At 56.5% G+C, this 19,734-nt stretch carries 10 protein-coding genes, 2 tRNA genes and 4 rRNA genes; 6 read left to right on the top strand and 10 right to left on the bottom strand.

Features of this window, described 5'->3' with window-relative positions; translation table 11 throughout:
* Positions 1 to 133 precede the first annotated feature (133 nt).
* On the top strand, positions 134 to 472 hold the full coding sequence (locus HZ99_RS18065) for a hypothetical protein (RefSeq protein ID WP_038444921.1): 339 nt from the start codon (positions 134 to 136) through the stop codon (positions 470 to 472).
* A 14-nt stretch (positions 473 to 486) separates the two neighbouring features.
* Here the strand turns inward: HZ99_RS18065 and lapD are convergent, their stop codons facing one another.
* Both lapD and lapG read right to left on the bottom strand, forming a co-directional pair.
* Positions 487 to 2,433, bottom strand: coding sequence for a cyclic di-GMP receptor LapD (gene lapD / locus HZ99_RS18060; RefSeq protein ID WP_038444919.1), 1,947 nt, complete (start codon positions 2,431 to 2,433; stop codon positions 487 to 489).
* A gap of 14 nt (positions 2,434 to 2,447) precedes the next feature.
* Positions 2,448 to 3,140, bottom strand: a complete 693-nt coding sequence (lapG, locus tag HZ99_RS18055; RefSeq protein WP_038444917.1) for a cysteine protease LapG — start codon at positions 3,138 to 3,140, stop codon at positions 2,448 to 2,450.
* A 266-nt stretch (positions 3,141 to 3,406) separates the two neighbouring features.
* On the opposite strand from lapG, the gene HZ99_RS18050 reads away from it, so the two are divergent.
* The 5 genes from HZ99_RS18050 to HZ99_RS18030 all read left to right on the top strand — a co-directional run bounded on the left by HZ99_RS18050 (position 3,407) and on the right by HZ99_RS18030 (position 10,235).
* Entirely contained in the window at positions 3,407 to 4,117 is a 711-nt protein-coding gene (locus HZ99_RS18050; protein ID WP_038444916.1) for a GntR family transcriptional regulator, read from the top strand.
* Positions 4,118 to 4,649: 532 nt separating this feature from the next.
* Complete coding sequence (locus HZ99_RS18045; protein ID WP_038444914.1) at positions 4,650 to 5,420, top strand: DUF3050 domain-containing protein; 771 nt, start codon at positions 4,650 to 4,652, stop codon at positions 5,418 to 5,420.
* The gene (locus HZ99_RS18040) at positions 5,417 to 6,364 is read left to right on the top strand and encodes a diiron oxygenase (protein WP_038444912.1); all 948 of its coding nucleotides are present in this window, start codon (positions 5,417 to 5,419) and stop codon (positions 6,362 to 6,364) included. Before HZ99_RS18045 ends, HZ99_RS18040 begins: the two co-directional genes overlap by 4 nt.
* Complete coding sequence (locus tag HZ99_RS18035) at positions 6,361 to 9,750, top strand: amino acid adenylation domain-containing protein (RefSeq protein ID WP_038444911.1); 3,390 nt, start codon at positions 6,361 to 6,363, stop codon at positions 9,748 to 9,750. The genes HZ99_RS18040 and HZ99_RS18035 overlap by 4 nt, the downstream gene beginning before the upstream one ends.
* Positions 9,751 to 9,773: 23 nt before the next feature.
* Positions 9,774 to 10,235, top strand: a complete 462-nt coding sequence (locus tag HZ99_RS18030) for an SRPBCC family protein (RefSeq protein ID WP_038444909.1) — start codon at positions 9,774 to 9,776, stop codon at positions 10,233 to 10,235.
* Positions 10,236 to 10,286: 51 nt separating this feature from the next.
* Here the strand turns inward: HZ99_RS18030 and HZ99_RS18025 are convergent, their stop codons facing one another.
* The 8 genes from HZ99_RS18025 to HZ99_RS17990 form a co-directional block, all read right to left on the bottom strand.
* Positions 10,287 to 12,167, bottom strand: coding sequence for a methyl-accepting chemotaxis protein (locus HZ99_RS18025; RefSeq protein ID WP_038444908.1), 1,881 nt, complete (start codon positions 12,165 to 12,167; stop codon positions 10,287 to 10,289).
* Positions 12,168 to 12,428: 261 nt separating this feature from the next.
* A 5S ribosomal RNA gene (rrf, locus tag HZ99_RS18020) occupies positions 12,429 to 12,544 on the bottom strand.
* 107 nt (positions 12,545 to 12,651) lie between these two features.
* A 5S ribosomal RNA gene (gene rrf, locus HZ99_RS18015) occupies positions 12,652 to 12,767 on the bottom strand.
* A 168-nt stretch (positions 12,768 to 12,935) separates the two neighbouring features.
* Positions 12,936 to 15,829: ribosomal RNA gene (locus HZ99_RS18010) — 23S ribosomal RNA — on the bottom strand.
* Positions 15,830 to 16,076: 247 nt separating this feature from the next.
* Positions 16,077 to 16,152 (bottom strand) — tRNA-Ala (locus HZ99_RS18005).
* Positions 16,153 to 16,182: 30 nt separating this feature from the next.
* Positions 16,183 to 16,259, bottom strand: a tRNA-Ile gene (locus HZ99_RS18000).
* 82 nt (positions 16,260 to 16,341) lie between these two features.
* Positions 16,342 to 17,878 (bottom strand): 16S ribosomal RNA (locus HZ99_RS17995).
* Together the 16S, 23S and 5S rRNA genes with 2 tRNA genes alongside form the textbook arrangement of a ribosomal RNA operon.
* Before the next feature lie 631 nt (positions 17,879 to 18,509).
* Positions 18,510 to 19,730 (bottom strand): CaiB/BaiF CoA transferase family protein, encoded by a 1,221-nt coding sequence (locus HZ99_RS17990; protein WP_038444905.1) that lies wholly within the window; start codon positions 19,728 to 19,730, stop codon positions 18,510 to 18,512.
* Positions 19,731 to 19,734 lie beyond the last annotated feature (4 nt).

The raw sequence follows: 19,734 nt of genomic DNA, 5'->3' as shown, positions 1-19,734 counted from the left end.
GGCGGCGGGGTCATTTGCGGCGACCGTTCGCTGGCCTGGGGCAACGATTGCACGGCATACTCACGCCCAATCGCGCTCCGTTGGCCTATGCTGCTGACAGGCTGTCGTCAGTTCTCCTCATGAGGGATGTTCAATGTTCTACGTGCAACGTGATGCACAGGGTGAGCTGATTCGCGCCGAAGCGGTTGCCTTCGCCGAATCGACGGGCACCCTGCCAGCGGATCATCATGAGATCCAGGCCTGGTTTGCCAATGAAGAAGCGGAGCTGAGCCTCCAGCAGCTCAAGCACAGTGACTCGGAGATGATCCGGGTGCTGGAAGACTTGATTCAGGTGCTGATCCAAAAAGGCGTAATCAACCTGACGGACCTGCCGGTCGCCGCGCAAGCCAAATTGAAAGATCGCAGCAACGCCCGGGAATCACTGGGTGGCCTGAGCCACCTGATCAATGATGATGAGACCGGCCTGATCTGAGGCCGGCCACGGTCTCAGCGCCAGGGTGCCGGCTCACCAAACAGCTGACCCTGTACGCCGAAAATCCCCATCTCGCGAATCACCTTCAATTCACCTTCGGTTTCGACCCGCTCGGCAATCAGCGGCAAGTCGATGCTGTGGGCTGCGCGCTGGATGGCTTCGATAAACAGACGCTTGTCGCTTTCCTGGTCGATGTCGCGGATGTAGCTGCCATCGATCTTCAGGTAGGCCAGGCCCAGGCGCGCCAGGTTGCCGATCATGCTGAAACGCCCGCCAAAGCGTTGCAGGCTGAGGGAAAAATTCAGCTCCCGCAGGCGCTGGGTTAACTGCTCCAGCACCGCTTGTTCAGGCACTTGCTCTTCACCGATTTCCAGGGTCAGGCGCGGGCCCAGGCTGGCGTGCTGGCGCAGCAGGTCGAACACACGGCTCAGGGCCTGCGGGTCGGCCAGTGTGGCCGCAGACAGGTTCAGAGCCAACGCATGTTTGTGGCTGGCCATCTGCTTGAGCACCAGTTCCAACATCAACCGGTCCAGGCGCGCCGACCAGCCAAACCGCTCCAGCCAAGGCAGGAAGCGCCCGGCCGGGATGGTGTGGCCCTGGCCGTCGACCAGGCGTGAAAGGACTTTGTAATGCAGGACCCGTTGCGGATCCTGGCTGGCCACCACCGGTTGGAAGTACAGCTCGAAGCGCTGCTGGATCAACGCCTGGTCGAGCAGGGAGTGCCAGGCGTGATGATCGTCGCCAACACTGGCGGCGGCACTGTGGTCCAGGCACACCCAACTGACATCCCCCAGGGTTTCGGCCTGGGCCAGTGCCTGGTCGGCCAGGGTCAACAGGGCTTGGGGCGAATCACCGTGATTGAACGGCGCCAGGCCAATACAGGCGACCGGCGAAACATCGCTGGCACCGGTGGCTTGCAGGCTTTGCAGGGTGCTTTCCAGGTTCTGCGCCAGCTGCAATGCCTCTTCACGCATCAGCCCTGGCGCCAGCACGGCAAATTCGCCACCGCGGATGCGCGTCACCAAATTGTGGGTTTCCGGATAGGGCTCGCACTGGCGCAGCAGTTGTTCGCCAACTGCCTGTAACAGCTGATCGGTACGCTGGCCACCGAGGCGCTGGTTGAGGCCGGCCAAGTCCTTGACCCGCAGCACCAGCAGGTAGCCTGAGCTGGTTTCCTCGGGGTTGCTGACCCGGGCGTTGAGCTGCATCTCGAAATAGCGACGGTTGGCCAGGCCCGTGAGGTTGTCCTGGTAAGACTCCACCCGCAGCTTTTCGCTGCGCTCGGCCTGCTCCTGGAACAGGGCCTTGAGTTTTTCGACCATCTGGTTCATCGCCTGCACCACGCGACGCAGTTCCGGGGTGCGCGGCAGATCCGGCAGGCTCAGGAACTCGCGGCGGGCAATGGCATGGGACTGCTTGACCATATAGTCCAAAGGCTTGAGTTGCCGGCGCAGCAGCAACGCGCCCAGCACCGCACTCACCGCACCGCACAGCAGCAGCCACCCCAGGCTGCCCAGGGCGCTCTGCCACAGCTTGGCCAGGGCGAACATCGGATGGCTGACCACCTCGACCCGTGCCGCCTGCTCCCAGCCACGGCTGACCAAGGCATCGCCACCGGCCGGCTCCAGGCCGATCAGCTTGACGAACCAGTTGGGCACGCCGTTGTTGTCTGGGATGCCGCTGCGCTCGACGATGGGCTGGCCATTAGTCACGTCAACCACACGGATGCTCGCGTAATAACCGCTGTCGAAGATCGAGCTGACCAGCAGCTCGACCATCGCCGGGTCGTCGATGTTTGGCGTCAGGGACAATGCCAGGGCTGTCGCCGCGTCCTGCGCGTGGGAGCGCAGTTGGTTCACGTACTGGGTACGCGAGCTTTCCAGGCTGACCATGAAGCTGCCACTGAAGGCGACCACCAGGAACAGACAGATAGCGATCAACAGCTGTTTGAACAGTGACATCTGAACAGTTACTCCTAGTTGGCCGGCTCGGCAGGGAAGCCTTCCGCACGCATTTTCTTCAGCACATCCTGCCAACGTGACAGGCGTTTGGTGTCGCCGACCTTCTTGTTGCCCTTGGCGCCGGGCAGGTACAAGCCTTCGGCGTTGAAGGAATAGACCGGCAGCAAGTCGGTCCGTTGGCTGGCAGGCTGGATTTCGTCGATCAGGCTGTCGAGTACCAGCGGCATGGCCTCTGGGGTCGAATAATAGGTCAAGACCATATGGGCGCGATTCTGCCGCAATGCCTTGACGTAGGTAATGCGCAATTTGTCGCTGGAAACACCCAGGTGCCGCAGGCTGAAATATTTGGCGATGGCGTAGTCTTCACAATCGCCGGCGCCTTTCCACAGGGCTTCGATGGGCGTCTCCCAATAATCGACCTGATTCCACAAGTCGATATCTTCGACATAGCGCACACGCTTGTTGAAGAACAGGTTGACCACCTTGAGCTGCTCCAGCTCGCTGCCCTGTTTTTGCGTGGCCAACAGCTGCTGCCAGTCATCAATGCGCTGCTGCCCCGCACCCAGCGGCCCATAGAGCGCAGTGGCGCGCCGGCTGATCTGGGAGAAATCCCAATCGGCATGCAGCCCGCCAGGCAATAAGCCAGCCAGCAGCAGCGCTGAAAACAGCCAGCACAGAACCCGCGAGGAAGTAAAACGTACCGCCAATGGCTTCAGTCCGTAGGAAGAGACGGAGAATCAATCGATGGTGAAGGGTCGGTCGGCAAAAAACAATGGCACAGTGCAATCACCCAGCTAAAGCCATAGCGCTTTGTAAGACGCCAGCAAGCCATAATGTGCGATGAAAAACCGCGCTGTTGAGTCGCTTACAAAGGGAAACCTAGCCTGTTTGACAAGCCTGCATGCAATCTCTAGTGTTCTTTGGATCCAATCAATCAAAACCCATTCCAACAAGAAAGGAGGATAGCGTAGTCGTGACGCACAAGCCGAACCCTTTGAGCAGCATCAAGATCAGTGGGCCCATTCCCGCCCACCTCGCCCGCTCCGTCATTGAAGAAACATTGCGCAACGCCATACTGGATGGCCGCCTGCCCTGCGGTACTGCCATGCGTCAGCAGGAGCTGGCCAGCCTGTTTGGAGTAAGCCGGATGCCGGTGCGTGAAGCCCTGCGCCAACTGGAGGCACAGTCGCTGCTCCATGTTGTAACCCATAAAGGTGCGGTGGTTGCCCCGCTGATTGAAGATAACTCGGCTGAGACCTATGCCTTGCGTATTCTCCTGGAGTCGGAGGCACTGCGCCTATCGATCCCACGGCTTGAGCCGAGTGATATCGAGCAGGCAGGCACCTTGATCGACACTCTTGAGCGCGAAACCGACTACACCGAAATCGGCCGGCTCAACCGCCTGTTTCATATGGCGCTGTATGGCAAGGCTCCCAACCAGCGATTGTTGAACCTGGTGGAACACGGGCTGAATGAGGAGGAGCGGTTCCTGAGGTTCAACCTTGAAGCCATGGGGCTGGGCGAAACCTCCCAGGAGGACCACCGCGAACTGCTGAACCTCGTAGCGCAGAAAAAGGTCGAGCAGAGCGTGCTGACGCTGCGCAATCACCTGATGCGCGGGATGGAGGTGATCACTCATTACCTCAACAGCATTGAACAGGAGAACGATAAAGGAACGCGTTGATTGCTCCCGGCTTGGGCCGCCAAGTGCGCGACCTGGATGACCAGGCGCCGCACGCGCCCAAAGCTGGTCCATGCCTGCCGTCACCCTTCTGGGCGGTTGCGCCAATAGGCTCCCCATTGATCAACAGGAAGTTTCCAGCGTTGCACTGCAATAGCGGAAAAAAACCTGCCCGTTAAGCCAATTACTTAAAACTCGCAAATAACAAGGAAAGTTCCCACTCCGAACAGCAAGTTCAATTACAACATCCTCCTTCCTGCAAAAAAACCTTATACAACTCAGAAAGTATTTGAATACTTAACCAAGTGATTATTCTTTAATTGGCCTTGGCACTTCAGTCGATAGCGTATGTACAGGCTTTGGCACGGCTGTGGACGATGCATGCTCCAACAGGACAAGGTTGCTTTGCCACTACTTGTTGCTTGCTGATCAACTAAGCCAGCCGCGAGAGGCAACGCAACACTCGCCAGTAACGTGCACTTGGTTCTAAAAAACCTTTCATCCGAGTCGACATAACGACTTATAGGCATTAACTATGTTTCAACTACAAGAACTACTTCGGCAGAAAAAACTGCAATTGCATGACCATCCGATTTTTTTGGAAATCAATTCTTTCCCCCGGTTACAACTTTTTATGCAGAACCATGTGTTCGCTGTCTGGGACTTCATGACGCTGACCAAACGCCTGCAACAGGACCTGACCTGCATGCGTCTGCCCTGGCTACCGCCAGCAGACCCGCAAGCCGCGCGGCTGATCAACGAAATTGTGCTGGATGAGGAGTCCGACCAGCGTTTGGGCGACGGACACAGCAGTCACTTCGAACTGTATCTGGAAGCCATGCGCGAGGTGGGGGCCTGTACCCTCAGCATCGAACGCTTCATTGCGTTGCAGCGCGAGGGTGCAAGCGTCGACAGCGCCTTGGCACAGATCACGATTGACCCTGCAGTAGAACGCTTTGTGCGGCACACCCTGGACGTTGCCTTGAACGCCCCGACCCATTGTGTCGCCGCTACCTTCCTGCATGGCCGCGAAAGCATTATCCCGACGATGTTCAAACGCCTCCTGGAAGGCTGCAACGTCGCCCATCGGCAAGCCCCCAGCTTGTGCTACTACTTGCAGCGGCACATCGAACTGGACACCCAGGGCCATGAGCCGGCCGCAGAGCAGCTGTTGCGACGGCTGACCCAGGCAGACCCCCTGCGCGAACAACAAGCCTGGAACGCAGCCCTGAGCGCCGTGGAGAGCCGCATTGCCTTGTGGGATGGCCTGCACCTGCACGCAGGACGCCAGGAGGTGGACCTGTGAACGCTGCCGACTACCGCTCGTTTGCAGCCGACTGGGAGCATCAGGCAACCATCCGGACTCGCCCGCGACGCCTGCTGGAAGATGACGACAAGTTGATCTACCCCCCCTGCCGCCAACCGCTGGTACTCAGTGCGAATTTTCTCGAACATTGCCCGCAGTTGCGCGATTTTGTCCTGGTGCAGACGTTCTACAAGTTCATCAACGACGTGGTGATCTTTGAAACCGAGATCGTCGATAAAACAGCAAGGAGCATCGCCAAGAATCGCTTTTCGGTGCCCTTCCCTGCGACGTGCCGCTATGACGCCATGACCGTGGTGGTCGATGAAGATTATCACGCCCTCGTTGCCCTGGATTTCATGCAGCAAACCCAGGAGAGAACGGGTATTGCACCACTGGCGCTACCTGCGGCCATAGAGTTGAGCCGCGCCATACCCGTCGCACAAGCCTTGGCACCTGCGCATCTGCGTGACGCCGTGGAGCTGGTCTGCGTAGCGATTGCCGAAAACACGGTCACCCATGACGTGGCGGCGTTCGCCAAGGATGACAGCGTCAAACACTCGGTCAGGGGGTTGATGGCCGACCATCTGGCAGACGAGGGTCGCCACGCCAGCTTCTGGACCTGCCTGGTACGGCTCTACTGGCAAACGGCAAGTGAAGAAGACCGCCACTGTATCGCCCGAATCCTGCCGATATTCCTGCAACACTACTTGACCAACGACCTGCAAAGGGAGTTTGACCTGCGATTGATCGACCATCTGGATATCAATCCCAACATCCGCGAAGCACTGCGGGTCGAAGTCAACGCCCTGGCCTTCCCTATCACCCGACAGCACCCGCTGATCGGTAACATCATGGGGTTCTTGCGTCGTAGCGGACTGCTGCAAACCCCTTGTGTCATCCAAGCGTTGAGCGCCTATCTGCCCGTATGCGGGAGCCAGCCATGAGGCGCCTTGGGATTAAGCTGGTCGGCACCAGCCCGGCCCTGCACGAGCTCAAGCAGGCATTGGCACCCTATGGCCATGAACTCGCCGCACAGGCGCCGGCAATCGATCTGCTTATTGAAGACGGCAGCCAGCCCCTCGCCCAGGATCTGGCCGACATAGCCGTGATGAGCCTGCGCCTGTCCATCGGCCCCATGAGCGATTGGGGGCTGCCGGCCCTGCAAATACGCTGCTATGACCGTGTACAACAACTGCTGGCCGTGCTGGACGTGCTTCCCCCCTCCTGCGGCAACGGTCAACAGCTGCGACGCCAGGCCGTGGCGCGTCTGGTCGAGTGGGCCGCGCTGCAGGTCTGTGGTTTCTCGCGCAACCCTGGGCACTTCACACGGCGTGCTAGCGCTTCCACGTTTCCAGAGCAGAGTCTCCAGGGCCTGGAGGGACTGGCCTACCTGCATCGCCTGAATCGAACCGATGATCCGGTGCTGCTGCAAAAAGCCGAGATACCACTGATCAAGCAGTTGGAGCATAGTTTGCGGGTCTTTGCCGACAGGCCGGCCCTGGAGATCGCTGGGCTCACCCTGAGCTATCGACAATTGTTGCGGCACAGCCTGGCCATTGCCCAGGTTTTGCGGCCGCTGCTCGGGCCTGGGCAGGCGCCTGTGGTAGGCATCTGCCTGGACAAGTCTGTGGGGTTATACGCCAGCATTCTGGCAACCCTCGGCTGCAATGCCGTGTATCTGCCGTTGGAACCGGGCCACCCGCTGCCGCGCCAGCAGGCCATGCTGGAGAATGCCGCAGCGGTGGTGTTGCTCGATGATGGCCAGCACCCCTTGCGCGGGCATTTCGTGACGCTGGATGTCAGCCGCATAGACTGCCAGCACATGGACGACAGCCTGCCCCTGGCGCTCACTTCGCCATCGGCTGATAACGCCAGCATGGTGCTTTACACCTCGGGCACCACCGGCCAGCCCAAGGGAGTCTTGCTCAGCCAACATAACCTGGCCCATTTCTGTGCGTGGTACCGCCAATATGCTGAACTCACCGAGCACAGCCGTGTGCTGCAGTTTTCGTCCTTGAGCTTTGACTCCTCCCTGGTCGACCTCTTTCCGGCACTGTGCCAAGGCGCAACCCTGATTGTTCCCAGCGAGGAACAGCGCCGCGACCCTTGCCAGTTGGTTGAGTTGATCCAGCAACGACGCGTCTCCCACGCATTCCTGCCGCCAGCGCTGTTGAGCCTGCTGCCGATGGATCAACCGCTGGGCCTGGAGCACCTGCTGACCGGCGGTGACATCTGTGAGCCCCATGTCATCGCGCAGATGGCCGGGCAGTGCGCCCTGCACAACCTGTATGGCCCGACGGAAGCCACCGTGCTGGTCAGCAGCCGTCGGATGCGGGCTGACGACAGTAATCTGAACCTCGGTATACCCATCGCCAACAGCCAGGTGCTGATCCTCGACGAGCAGCGCTGCCCGGTCGAGGATCAGGTGGTGGGCGAACTTTACATCGTCGGCCCCGGGGTGAGCCTTGGCTATGTGAACCAGCCACGACAGACCGCTGAGCACTTTGTGCACCTTGTACTGCCTGACGGCCAGACCTTGCGCGCCTATCGCACGGGAGACATGGGGAAATGGACGGCAGAAGGCATCGAGCTGGCCGGGCGCCAGGACCAGCAAGTGAAAATCCGCGGCTTTCGGGTCGAGCCGCAGGAAATCGAGCAGTGTCTACGCGCCAGCCAGATGTTTCGCCAGGTCGCGGTGGTGGTTGACCGTGATCGAAGAGTCCTCGCGTTCGTGGCTCACGCTGATCCCGGTTATCCGGGCTCGGCACTGGCGGCGCTCAAGCAACATGCCAGGCAAATGCTACCGGACTATATGCAGCCGACCGTGTGCACAGAGTTGATGAGCCTGCCCTATGGCAGCAATGGCAAGGTTGACCGCCAGGCCTTGCTGACGCTGGCGGTTCAAGCCGTCTCGGGCAACGCTCAATGCCGCCCTCAAACGCCGGTAGAAGTGCAACTGCTGAGCCTGTGGAGTGAACTGCTGGGCTTGCCGGTCGACGAGATATCGACTGACGACAGTTTTTTTCATCTCGGCGGCCACTCGATTCTGCTTTCGACCATGCTCCTGCGGATTCGCGAGTTGTACGGGCGCAGCTTGCCTCTGAACCGGTTCATCGAAGCACCAACGGTACAGACGCTCGCGGCGTTGATGGGCGACAGCGTGTCGGGAGCTGCTCCCGCCGACCGGGCGATAAGCGATGCACTGCGCACGCTGGATATCACCCTGCTGCCAGCAGAGCGTGTTGGCAATCGCCACAAGGCTATCGTGACCGGCGCCAACAGTTTTTTGGGGATACATATCGTCGAAGCCTTGCTGGTGGCCGGAGCGACAGAGGTCGCCTGCCTGGTTCGCGAAAGTCCAGGGCTATCGGCTACCGAGAGATTTGCCGAAGCCTTGCGTGAATACCACCTGGAACACCTGGACCTGAGCCGCGTGCGTGTGTACGCCGCCGACCTGCGCCAACCTCGCCTGGGGCTGGAGGTACAGGCCTATGAGCACATCGCCCGTCAGTACGGAGTACTGGTGCATAGCGCGGCCCACGTCAATCACGTCATGGACTATGCATCGCTGGCCAAGGACAACGTGGAACCGGTGCTTGAATGCCTGCGCCTGTGCGAGACCCACTGCAAGAAGGTGCTTAATTTCGTGTCCACGTTATCGGCGTCAAGCAGCGTCGGGGCCGACGGGCAGGTGCTGGAAGCGCCTGCGGCGAGCACCCCACCGCTCTACATCAAGAATGGCTACAACCTGTCCAAATGGGTGGCTGAGCGTCTCTTGGGGCGTGCCGCCGGCCAAGGTGCCTGGGTCAATATCTATCGGCCCGGCAACATCAGTTTCAATAGCCGCAACGGCGTCTGCCAGCCGCACAAAAACCGCCTGATGCTGATGCTCAAGGGATCGCTGCAGTTGGGCCGGGTGCCACGCCTGGACTTGAACTTCGATCTGATGCCAGTGGATTTCCTCGCGCGCTTCATTGCCTTCCACAGCGCAAACTGCGTTGCCGGGCGCAGCGTTTTCAACCTGCATAATCCCCAGCCCCTGAGATGGGAAACCTATGTGGAGTCATTTCGCCAGGCGGGCCATGCATTCGAGTTGGTGAGCGTAGAGGATTGGCAACACCACCTGCGTGAAGTGGGTCACGAAAATGCGCTGTTTGGGGTGCTCGGGTTCTACCTCAATGAATTGGGAGAAGACATTGGCGACATCTCGATGATTCGCCACGAGAACGCACGGCATGGCGTCGAGCAGATGGGGGCGCAGTATCCCGAAAAAGCACCTGAGCTGCTGCGCAGAGGGTGCCAGTACCTCAACGCCATCGGCTTTCTGTGAGCCCCCTTCATCAGGAAAAACTTATGAGACAACTGCAACCCGATACGTTGATCAAAAACCCCCAGGGCAAGCCTCTGGTGTCATCAGTGGAGATTGCCTGCAGCGCCGCCAACCTGTGGAGGGTCGTGGGTTGCTTTGAGGGGTTTGATGCGTTCATTCCTACCCTGGCATGCATCACGATGACGGGCACCGGTGTGGGCTCGCTACGCAAGAAACGCTTCCATGATGGCAATATCGTCGTGGAACAGCTCAACAGCCACGATGCCCTGGCGATGCGCATGAGCTGGACGACGATCTATAACACCCTGGGCGTAGCCCGACTGTGGGCGGCAATGAGCGTTGAGTCGCTCGGGGAAAACCTGGCACGGGCGACCTGGACCATCATCGCCGAGCCTGTTGAGACCGGCGATAAAAAGGGATTTGAACAGTTCATCCAGGATTTTGCCGACAGCGCACTGGATAACGTGCGCCGGTTGCTTGGCTGATAAAAATGGCGCAGTGCACTGCTGCACTACGCCACATTTACCGCCTGATGATCAGATCTTGAAACTGTCGACCAGTTGCTTCAAGCGATTGGCTTGCTGTGACAGCGCATCACAGTCTTTCAAGGTCTCGTTGAGGTTGGCCACGCCTTGCTGGTTCAGCAGGTTGATCTGGTTGATATCGACATTGAGTGTCTCCACCACGGCAGTCTGCTCCTCAGTGGCTGCCGCCACCGACTGATTCATGCCATCGATCTCGACGATTCGTTGGGTCACACTGATCAGACGCTCACCGGCCTGGTTGGCAACTTCGACACTTTCTTCACTGGACACCTGGCTGGCATTCATCGTGGTCACTGCTTCGCGTGAGCCAATCTGCAAGGAGGTGATCATCTTGTGGATCTCCTCTGCCGATTCCTGGGTACGGTGCGCCAGGTTGCGTACTTCGTCGGCCACGACGGCAAAACCACGGCCGGCTTCACCGGCGCGGGCAGCCTCGATCGCGGCGTTGAGAGCCAGCAGGTTGGTCTGCTGTGAGATGCCTTTGATCACATCGAGAATATGGCCAATGTTGTCGGTACTGGCGTTCAAGGTTTCGATCTGCGTGCAGGACAGGCTGATCTTCTGCGACAACTCGGACATCGCCAGGATGGTTTTCTCCACGACCTGGCGACCATCATCAGCCTGTTCACTGGCGCCACTGGCGTGTTGCGAGGCGTCAGCGGCGTTACGGGCGATTTCCTGGGTAGCGGCACCCAGTTCGTTAATGGCCGCCGCAACGCTGTTGGTACGGGCGCTCTGCTCGTCAGAGCCGATGATCGAAGCGTTGGATGAGGCCATCACGCGCTGGGAAAGATCGTGCACATGCCTCGTCGCCGAAGACACTTCGCTGATCGAGGCGTGAATGCGCTCGACAAACTGGTTGAAAGCACCGCCCAGCTCGCCGAACTCATCCTTGCTTTCGACAACCAGGCGGCGGGTCAGATCGCCCTCACCCTGGGCGATGTCCTGCATTGCACGGCCCATGGTGGTCAGTGGGCGCATCAGCACCTGGATTAACAGGCTCAGCAATACGGCAATCGCGGTGACGGCAATGAACATGGCGATCAAAGCGGAGGTACGGAATTTACTCAGGGGAGCGTAGGCTTTGTCTTTGTCGATCGACAGGCCTATGTACCAATCGGCGCCAGGCAAGTCGCTGATCGGAGTAAAGGACAGAATGCGGTCCTGACCATTGAGGACGACATCCTGGTTAACCTTCTCGACACGGACGGTGCTGCCGGGATAGATGTCCTTGAGGTTTTTCATCACATGGTCCTGGTCGGGGCTGACGATCACCTGACCGTCGCCGCTCACCAGGAATGCGTGACCAATACCGCCAAAATCGACCGAGTTGATGATCTTCACCAGGGTTTGCAGGCTCAAGTCGCCCCCCACTACACCCAGCAGTTCACCATTTTTCTTGACCGGCATTGCGATGGTGACGATCAGGCCACCGACCGCGGCCATATAAGGCGGCGTCAGCATGGGTTTGTCGGCAGCAACCGCTTGCTTGTACCAGGGGCGTTGGCGCGGATCGTAGCCCTCCGGCATTTTCGCGTCTGGACGCTGGGTGAAGACACCGTTGGTTGAACCGACGTATGTGAACTGGAAGTTCGAAGTGAGTGCCGGCTGATCGACCAGTCCGGGAAGGTCGGCATTGCTGCCTTGGTGAGCAACGTTTTGCGCAAGGTTTTCCAGGACCAGCACCCGGCCACTGAGCCAGTTCTGCACACTGCTGGCGGTCAGGTCACCTGACTGCTGGATAGATGACTCCAGGTTTTGCCTGATGGTATTGCGTTGCAGGTAGTCGTTGTACAACGTGAACAGCGCGAAGGCCAAAACCACGACGCCTGACGCGGCCAACAGAATTTTATGACTGAACTTGAGATTCATTTCATCGACTTCTTTTTGCCAAAAGGGGGTGAGCGTGCCGAATGCAACATTCCATGTACGGGTATAGGCGGACTCTACGACCGCTCTATTTCGGTGCACGCATGGCTCATTAGTCTTTCGGCCAAGACCGGATAAATCTTAGGAATTTGTGGGATACATCTTCTTTTTATGTGGGAAATCGACAAGCGGTCAGGATGTGGCACGTGCCCCAAAACGACAAAACCCCCGTCTGCGTTAGCAAACGGGGGTTTCGGAATTTGATCTTGACGATGACCTACTCTCACATGGGGAAACCCCACACTACCATCGGCGATGCATCGTTTCACTACTGAGTTCGGGATGGGATCAGGTGGTTCCAATGCTCTATGGTCGTCAAGAAATTCTGTGTACCAGAGCGTTACGCTAGCAACGGCCTGATGAAATTCATGGACTTCTACATAAACAAAACCCCAACTGCTCTCGCAATTGGGGTTTCGGAATTTAATCTTGACGATGACCTACTCTCACATGGGGAAACCCCACACTACCATCGGCGATGCATCGTTTCACTGCTGAGTTCGGGATGGGATCAGGTGGTTCCAATGCTCTATGGTCGTCAAGAAATTCGGGTACTGAGTCGTGACCAAACGGCCTCGCTTCAGCAAATTGGGTATGTAATAGAGTCGGTGTCTTGTGCATTCGAACTTTCGGTTCGTTTCGTCTTCACACACCGCAATCTGGTGCTCTTGGGCTTTTCAGCTTCAGGCAAGCAAATTGCTTGGGTGTTATATGGTCAAGCCTCACGGGCAATTAGTATTGGTTAGCTCAACGCCTCACAGCGCTTACACACCCAACCTATCAACGTCGTAGTCTTCGACGGCCCTTCAGGGAACTCAAGGTTCCAGTGAGATCTCATCTTGAGGCTAGTTTCCCGCTTAGATGCTTTCAGCGGTTATCTATTCCGAACATAGCTACCCGGCAATGCCACTGGCGTGACAACCGGAACACCAGAGGTTCGTCCACTCCGGTCCTCTCGTACTAGGAGCAGCCCCTCTCAAATCTCAAACGTCCACGGCAGATAGGGACCGAACTGTCTCACGACGTTCTAAACCCAGCTCGCGTACCACTTTAAATGGCGAACAGCCATACCCTTGGGACCGGCTTCAGCCCCAGGATGTGATGAGCCGACATCGAGGTGCCAAACACCGCCGTCGATATGAACTCTTGGGCGGTATCAGCCTGTTATCCCCGGAGTACCTTTTATCCGTTGAGCGATGGCCCTTCCATACAGAACCACCGGATCACTAAGACCTACTTTCGTACCTGCTCGACGTGTCTGTCTCGCAGTCAAGCGCGCTTTTGCCTTTATACTCTACGACCGATTTCCGACCGGTCTGAGCGCACCTTCGTACTCCTCCGTTACTCTTTAGGAGGAGACCGCCCCAGTCAAACTACCCACCATACACTGTCCTCGATCCGGATAACGGACCTGAGTTAGAACCTCAAAGTTGCCAGGGTGGTATTTCAAGGATGGCTCCACGCGAACTGGCGTCCACGCTTCAAAGCCTCCCACCTATCCTACACAAGCAAATTCAAAGTCCAGTGCAAAGCTATAGTAAAGGTTCACGGGGTCTTTCCGTCTAGCCGCGGATACACTGCATCTTCACAGCGATTTCAATTTCACTGAGTCTCGGGTGGAGACAGCGCCGCCATCGTTACGCCATTCGTGCAGGTCGGAACTTACCCGACAAGGAATTTCGCTACCTTAGGACCGTTATAGTTACGGCCGCCGTTTACCGGGGCTTCGATCAAGAGCTTCGCGTTAGCTAACCCCATCAATTAACCTTCCGGCACCGGGCAGGCGTCACACCCTATACGTCCACTTTCGTGTTTGCAGAGTGCTGTGTTTTTAATAAACAGTCGCAGCGGCCTGGTATCTTCGACCGGCATGAGCTTACGGAGCAAGTCCTTCACCCTCACCGGCGCACCTTCTCCCGAAGTTACGGTGCCATTTTGCCTAGTTCCTTCACCCGAGTTCTCTCAAGCGCCTTGGTATTCTCTACCCAACCACCTGTGTCGGTTTGGGGTACGGTTCCTGGTTACCTGAAGCTTAGAAGCTTTTCTTGGAAGCATGGCATCAACCACTTCGTCACCCAAAGGGTAACTCGTCATCAGCTCTCGGCCTTAGAATCCCGGATTTACCTAAGATTCCAGCCTACCACCTTAAACTTGGACAACCAACGCCAAGCTGGCCTAGCCTTCTCCGTCCCTCCATCGCAATAACCAGAAGTACAGGAATATTAACCTGTTTTCCATCGACTACGCTTTTCAGCCTCGCCTTAGGGACCGACTAACCCTGCGTCGATTAACGTTGCGCAGGAAACCTTGGTCTTTCGGCGTGGGTGTTTTTCACACCCATTGTCGTTACTCATGTCAGCATTCGCACTTCTGATACCTCCAGCAAGCTTCTCAACTCACCTTCACAGGCTTACAGAACGCTCCTCTACCGCATCACCCGAGGGTGATACCCGTAGCTTCGGTGTATGGTTTGAGCCCCGTTACATCTTCCGCGCAGGCCGACTCGACTAGTGAGCTATTACGCTTTCTTTAAAGGGTGGCTGCTTCTAAGCCAACCTCCTAGCTGTCTAAGCCTTCCCACATCGTTTCCCACTTAACCATAACTTTGGGACCTTAGCTGACGGTCTGGGTTGTTTCCCTTTTCACGACGGACGTTAGCACCCGCCGTGTGTCTCCCATGCTCGGCACTTGTAGGTATTCGGAGTTTGCATCGGTTTGGTAAGTCGGGATGACCCCCTAGCCGAAACAGTGCTCTACCCCCTACAGTGATACATGAGGCGCTACCTAAATAGCTTTCGAGGAGAACCAGCTATCTCCGAGCTTGATTAGCCTTTCACTCCGATCCACAGGTCATCCGCTAACTTTTCAACGGTAGTCGGTTCGGTCCTCCAGTTAGTGTTACCCAACCTTCAACCTGCCCATGGATAGATCGCCCGGTTTCGGGTCTATTCCCAGCGACTAGACGCCCTATTAAGACTCGCTTTCGCTACGCCTCCCCTATTCGGTTAAGCTCGCCACTGAAAATAAGTCGCTGACCCATTATACAAAAGGTACGCAGTCACCCAACAAAGTGGGCTCCCACTGCTTGTACGCATACGGTTTCAGGATCTATTTCACTCCCCTCTCCGGGGTTCTTTTCGCCTTTCCCTCACGGTACTAGTTCACTATCGGTCAGTCAGTAGTATTTAGCCTTGGAGGATGGTCCCCCCATATTCAGACAAAGTTTCTCGTGCTCCGTCCTACTCGATTTCATGACTAAGAGATTTTCGCGTACAGGGCTATCACCCACTATGGCCGCACTTTCCAGAGCGTTCCGCTAATCTCAAAGCCACTTAAGGGCTAGTCCCCGTTCGCTCGCCACTACTAAGGGAATCTCGGTTGATTTCTTTTCCTCAGGGTACTTAGATGTTTCAGTTCCCCTGGTTCGCCTCTTGCACCTATGTATTCAGTACAAGATAACCATCTTATGATGGCTGGGTTCCCCCATTCAGACATCTCCGGATCAAAGTCTGTTTGCCGACTCCCCGAAGCTTTTCGCAGGCTACCACGTCTTTCATCGCCTCTGACTGCCAAGGCATCCACCGTATGCGCTTCTTCACTTGACCATATAACCCCAAGCAATCTGGTTATACTGTGAAGACGACATTCGCCGAAAATTCGAATTTCTCAATTAAGAGAACTCACAAATTTTACCTTAGCCTGATCCGTTACCAGTGAAAGTAACGTTCAGTCTATCTTTCTATCACATACCCAAATTTTTAAAGAACGAACTAGTCAAAGACTAGAAATCAACATTCACCATCACAATGATGGAATGCTCATTTCTAAGCTTTCTACAAACAGAAGCAGTAGTGGTGGAGCCAAACGGGATCGAACCGTTGACCTCCTGCGTGCAAGGCAGGCGCTCTCCCAGCTGAGCTATGGCCCCGTATTTCTACAGGCGTTTCCCACACAAAATTGGTGGGTCTGGGCAGATTCGAACTGCCGACCTCACCCTTATCAGGGGTGCGCTCTAACCAACTGAGCTACAGACCCAATTTCGGGCTGCTTCTTTTCGTCTTCTTCAATGAATCAAGCAATTCGTGTGGGAACTTATGGAGCAGCTGATGTCGTCGATTAAGGAGGTGATCCAGCCGCAGGTTCCCCTACGGCTACCTTGTTACGACTTCACCCCAGTCATGAATCACACCGTGGTAACCGTCCTCCCGAAGGTTAGACTAGCTACTTCTGGTGCAACCCACTCCCATGGTGTGACGGGCGGTGTGTACAAGGCCCGGGAACGTATTCACCGCGACATTCTGATTCGCGATTACTAGCGATTCCGACTTCACGCAGTCGAGTTGCAGACTGCGATCCGGACTACGATCGGTTTTATGGGATTAGCTCCACCTCGCGGCTTGGCAACCCTCTGTACCGACCATTGTAGCACGTGTGTAGCCCAGGCCGTAAGGGCCATGATGACTTGACGTCATCCCCACCTTCCTCCGGTTTGTCACCGGCAGTCTCCTTAGAGTGCCCACCATTACGTGCTGGTAACTAAGGACAAGGGTTGCGCTCGTTACGGGACTTAACCCAACATCTCACGACACGAGCTGACGACAGCCATGCAGCACCTGTCTCAATGTTCCCGAAGGCACCAATCTATCTCTAGAAAGTTCATTGGATGTCAAGGCCTGGTAAGGTTCTTCGCGTTGCTTCGAATTAAACCACATGCTCCACCGCTTGTGCGGGCCCCCGTCAATTCATTTGAGTTTTAACCTTGCGGCCGTACTCCCCAGGCGGTCAACTTAATGCGTTAGCTGCGCCACTAAGAGCTCAAGGCTCCCAACGGCTAGTTGACATCGTTTACGGCGTGGACTACCAGGGTATCTAATCCTGTTTGCTCCCCACGCTTTCGCACCTCAGTGTCAGTATCAGTCCAGGTGGTCGCCTTCGCCACTGGTGTTCCTTCCTATATCTACGCATTTCACCGCTACACAGGAAATTCCACCACCCTCTACCATACTCTAGTCAGTCAGTTTTGAATGCAGTTCCCAGGTTGAGCCCGGGGATTTCACATCCAACTTAACTAACCACCTACGCGCGCTTTACGCCCAGTAATTCCGATTAACGCTTGCACCCTCTGTATTACCGCGGCTGCTGGCACAGAGTTAGCCGGTGCTTATTCTGTCGGTAACGTCAAAATTGCAGAGTATTAATCTACAACCCTTCCTCCCAACTTAAAGTGCTTTACAATCCGAAGACCTTCTTCACACACGCGGCATGGCTGGATCAGGCTTTCGCCCATTGTCCAATATTCCCCACTGCTGCCTCCCGTAGGAGTCTGGACCGTGTCTCAGTTCCAGTGTGACTGATCATCCTCTCAGACCAGTTACGGATCGTCGCCTTGGTGAGCCATTACCCCACCAACTAGCTAATCCGACCTAGGCTCATCTGATAGCGCAAGGCCCGAAGGTCCCCTGCTTTCTCCCGTAGGACGTATGCGGTATTAGCGTCCGTTTCCGAACGTTATCCCCCACTACCAGGCAGATTCCTAGGCATTACTCACCCGTCCGCCGCTCTCAAGAGAAGCAAGCTTCTCTCTACCGCTCGACTTGCATGTGTTAGGCCTGCCGCCAGCGTTCAATCTGAGCCATGATCAAACTCTTCAGTTCAAACATCTTTGGGTTTTTAAGAAACCCTAAACTTGGCTCAGCAATCGTTGGTTACATCTTTGATTTCTCGCGGAGTAACTTGTGATGCTGATAATCTTGTTGACTATCAGTCTGACTCCACAAGCACCCACACGAATTGCTTGATTCAGTTGTTAAAGAGCGGTTGGTTAAGATCTTTCGTCTCAACCGAGGCGCGCATTCTACAGCAGCCTCACTTGCTGTCAAGTGGTTATTTTCAGAAGTTTTCGAGGATTTCCTCAACAACTTCAACCACTTGCGCTTTCGATCTCTCGTCAGCGGGAGGCGAATTCTACAGCGTTACACGCTGCTGTCAACACCTCTTTTTCTCCGCTTTCGAACCAGAGGATCGAAACGTCGATAGAGCCAAACAACCCTGCCCTACCCACTCCTTCTGGGCTTCGATGAACTGAAGCGCCTCGCTGTCGAATCCTGCATAACTCTTTGTTTACCAAGGAGTTTTCCGTTTCGACTGCGCCGGAAGTGGGGCGAATTATAGGCTTCCAGAATCTGCCGTCAACCCTTGATTTTACTTTTCTATCAATTACTTACGATCGATTAAAAAACAACCAATTCTTTCCATATAGAAACCCCTCTATATAGAAGAAGCACTTCATATAACCCCCGCCTCCTTTAAAGCCGCCACATGAGCCGTCCCCAACCCCAGCACCTGGCTGAGCACCCGAGCCGTATGCTCACCCAGCAGGGGAGGCGCACTCCGATACTCCACAGGCGTCTTGGACAACCGTATAGGGCTCCCCACCTGAGGTACCTTGCCTGCCAGCGGGTGAGGCAGCTCTATAGCCAACCCACGCGCCTGCACTTGCGGATCGGCAAACACCTGCGCCAAGTCATTGATCGGCCCGCAGGGCACACCGACCTGCTCAAGTTGGGCCACCCACTCGGCCGTGGTCTTGAACACCGTTGCCTGGCGAATCAATGGAATGAGCACCGCCCGATTGGCCACCCGCAGCTTATTAGTGGCGAACCGCGGATCATCAGCCCACTGCGGCTGCCCGGCAACCTGGGCAAACTTACGAAACTGACTGTCATTGCCCACCGTAAGAATAAAGTCGCCATCGGCCGTGGGAAAATCCTGATACGGCACAATATTCGGATGCGCATTACCCAACCGCTTGGGGGATACCCCGGTTGTCAGGTAATTCATCGCCTGATTGGCCAGGCAAGCGACCTGGACGTCCAACAACGCCATATCGATATGCTGGCCACCACCATCATGATCGCGATGCGCCATGGCCGCCAGAATCGCCACCGCCGAGTAAAGCCCGGTCAAGATGTCAGTCAGTGCCACACCTACCTTGACCGGACCTTCCCCCTCATCACCCTCAGGGCGACCCGTCAGGCTCATCAATCCGCCCAAGCCCTGGATCATGAAGTCATAGCCAGCGCGCGCCGCATACGGCCCCGTCTGACCAAACCCGGTGATAGAGCAATAAATCAGCTCAGGATTGATTTCCTTGAGCGACTCATAGTCCAGGCCATACGCCGCCAAGCCGCCGACCTTGAAGTTTTCGATCAAGATATCTGACTTCGCCGCCAGGTCCCGGACCAGCTTCTGACCCTCTGGCCGGGTGAAGTCGATAGTCACCGATTCCTTATTACGGTTGGCCGATAAGTAGTAGGACGCTTCACTGGTGTTCTCACCATAAGCATCCTTAAGGAAGGGCGGCCCCCAGGCGCGGGTATCGTCACCACTGCCAGGCCGCTCGACCTTGATCACCTCAGCGCCAAGGTCGGCAAGAATCTGCCCGGCCCAAGGCCCAGCCAGCACCCGTGACAAATCCAGTACCCGCAGATGCGATAGCGCGCCCATGGTC

It is taken from the genome of Pseudomonas fluorescens (genome assembly GCF_000730425.1).
Classification (GTDB): domain Bacteria; phylum Pseudomonadota; class Gammaproteobacteria; order Pseudomonadales; family Pseudomonadaceae; genus Aquipseudomonas; species Aquipseudomonas fluorescens_X.
This window is presented reverse-complemented; position numbering and strand designations above follow the sequence as displayed.

What these genes read in the sequence shown, in the direction of transcription:
- HZ99_RS18065 (WP_038444921.1), top strand. Translation starts at nt 134, where the DNA reads ATGTTCTACGTGCAACGTGATGCACAGGGTGAGCTGATTCGCGCCGAA.
- lapD (WP_038444919.1), bottom strand. Translation starts at nt 2,433, where the DNA reads ATGTCACTGTTCAAACAGCTGTTGATCGCTATCTGTCTGTTCCTGGTG.
- HZ99_RS18045 (WP_038444914.1), top strand. Translation starts at nt 4,650, where the DNA reads ATGTTTCAACTACAAGAACTACTTCGGCAGAAAAAACTGCAATTGCAT.
- HZ99_RS18035 (WP_038444911.1), top strand. Translation starts at nt 6,361, where the DNA reads ATGAGGCGCCTTGGGATTAAGCTGGTCGGCACCAGCCCGGCCCTGCAC.
- HZ99_RS18030 (WP_038444909.1), top strand. Translation starts at nt 9,774, where the DNA reads ATGAGACAACTGCAACCCGATACGTTGATCAAAAACCCCCAGGGCAAG.
- HZ99_RS18025 (WP_038444908.1), bottom strand. Translation starts at nt 12,167, where the DNA reads ATGAATCTCAAGTTCAGTCATAAAATTCTGTTGGCCGCGTCAGGCGTC.
- HZ99_RS17990 (WP_038444905.1), bottom strand. Translation starts at nt 19,730, where the DNA reads ATGGGCGCGCTATCGCATCTGCGGGTACTGGATTTGTCACGGGTGCTG.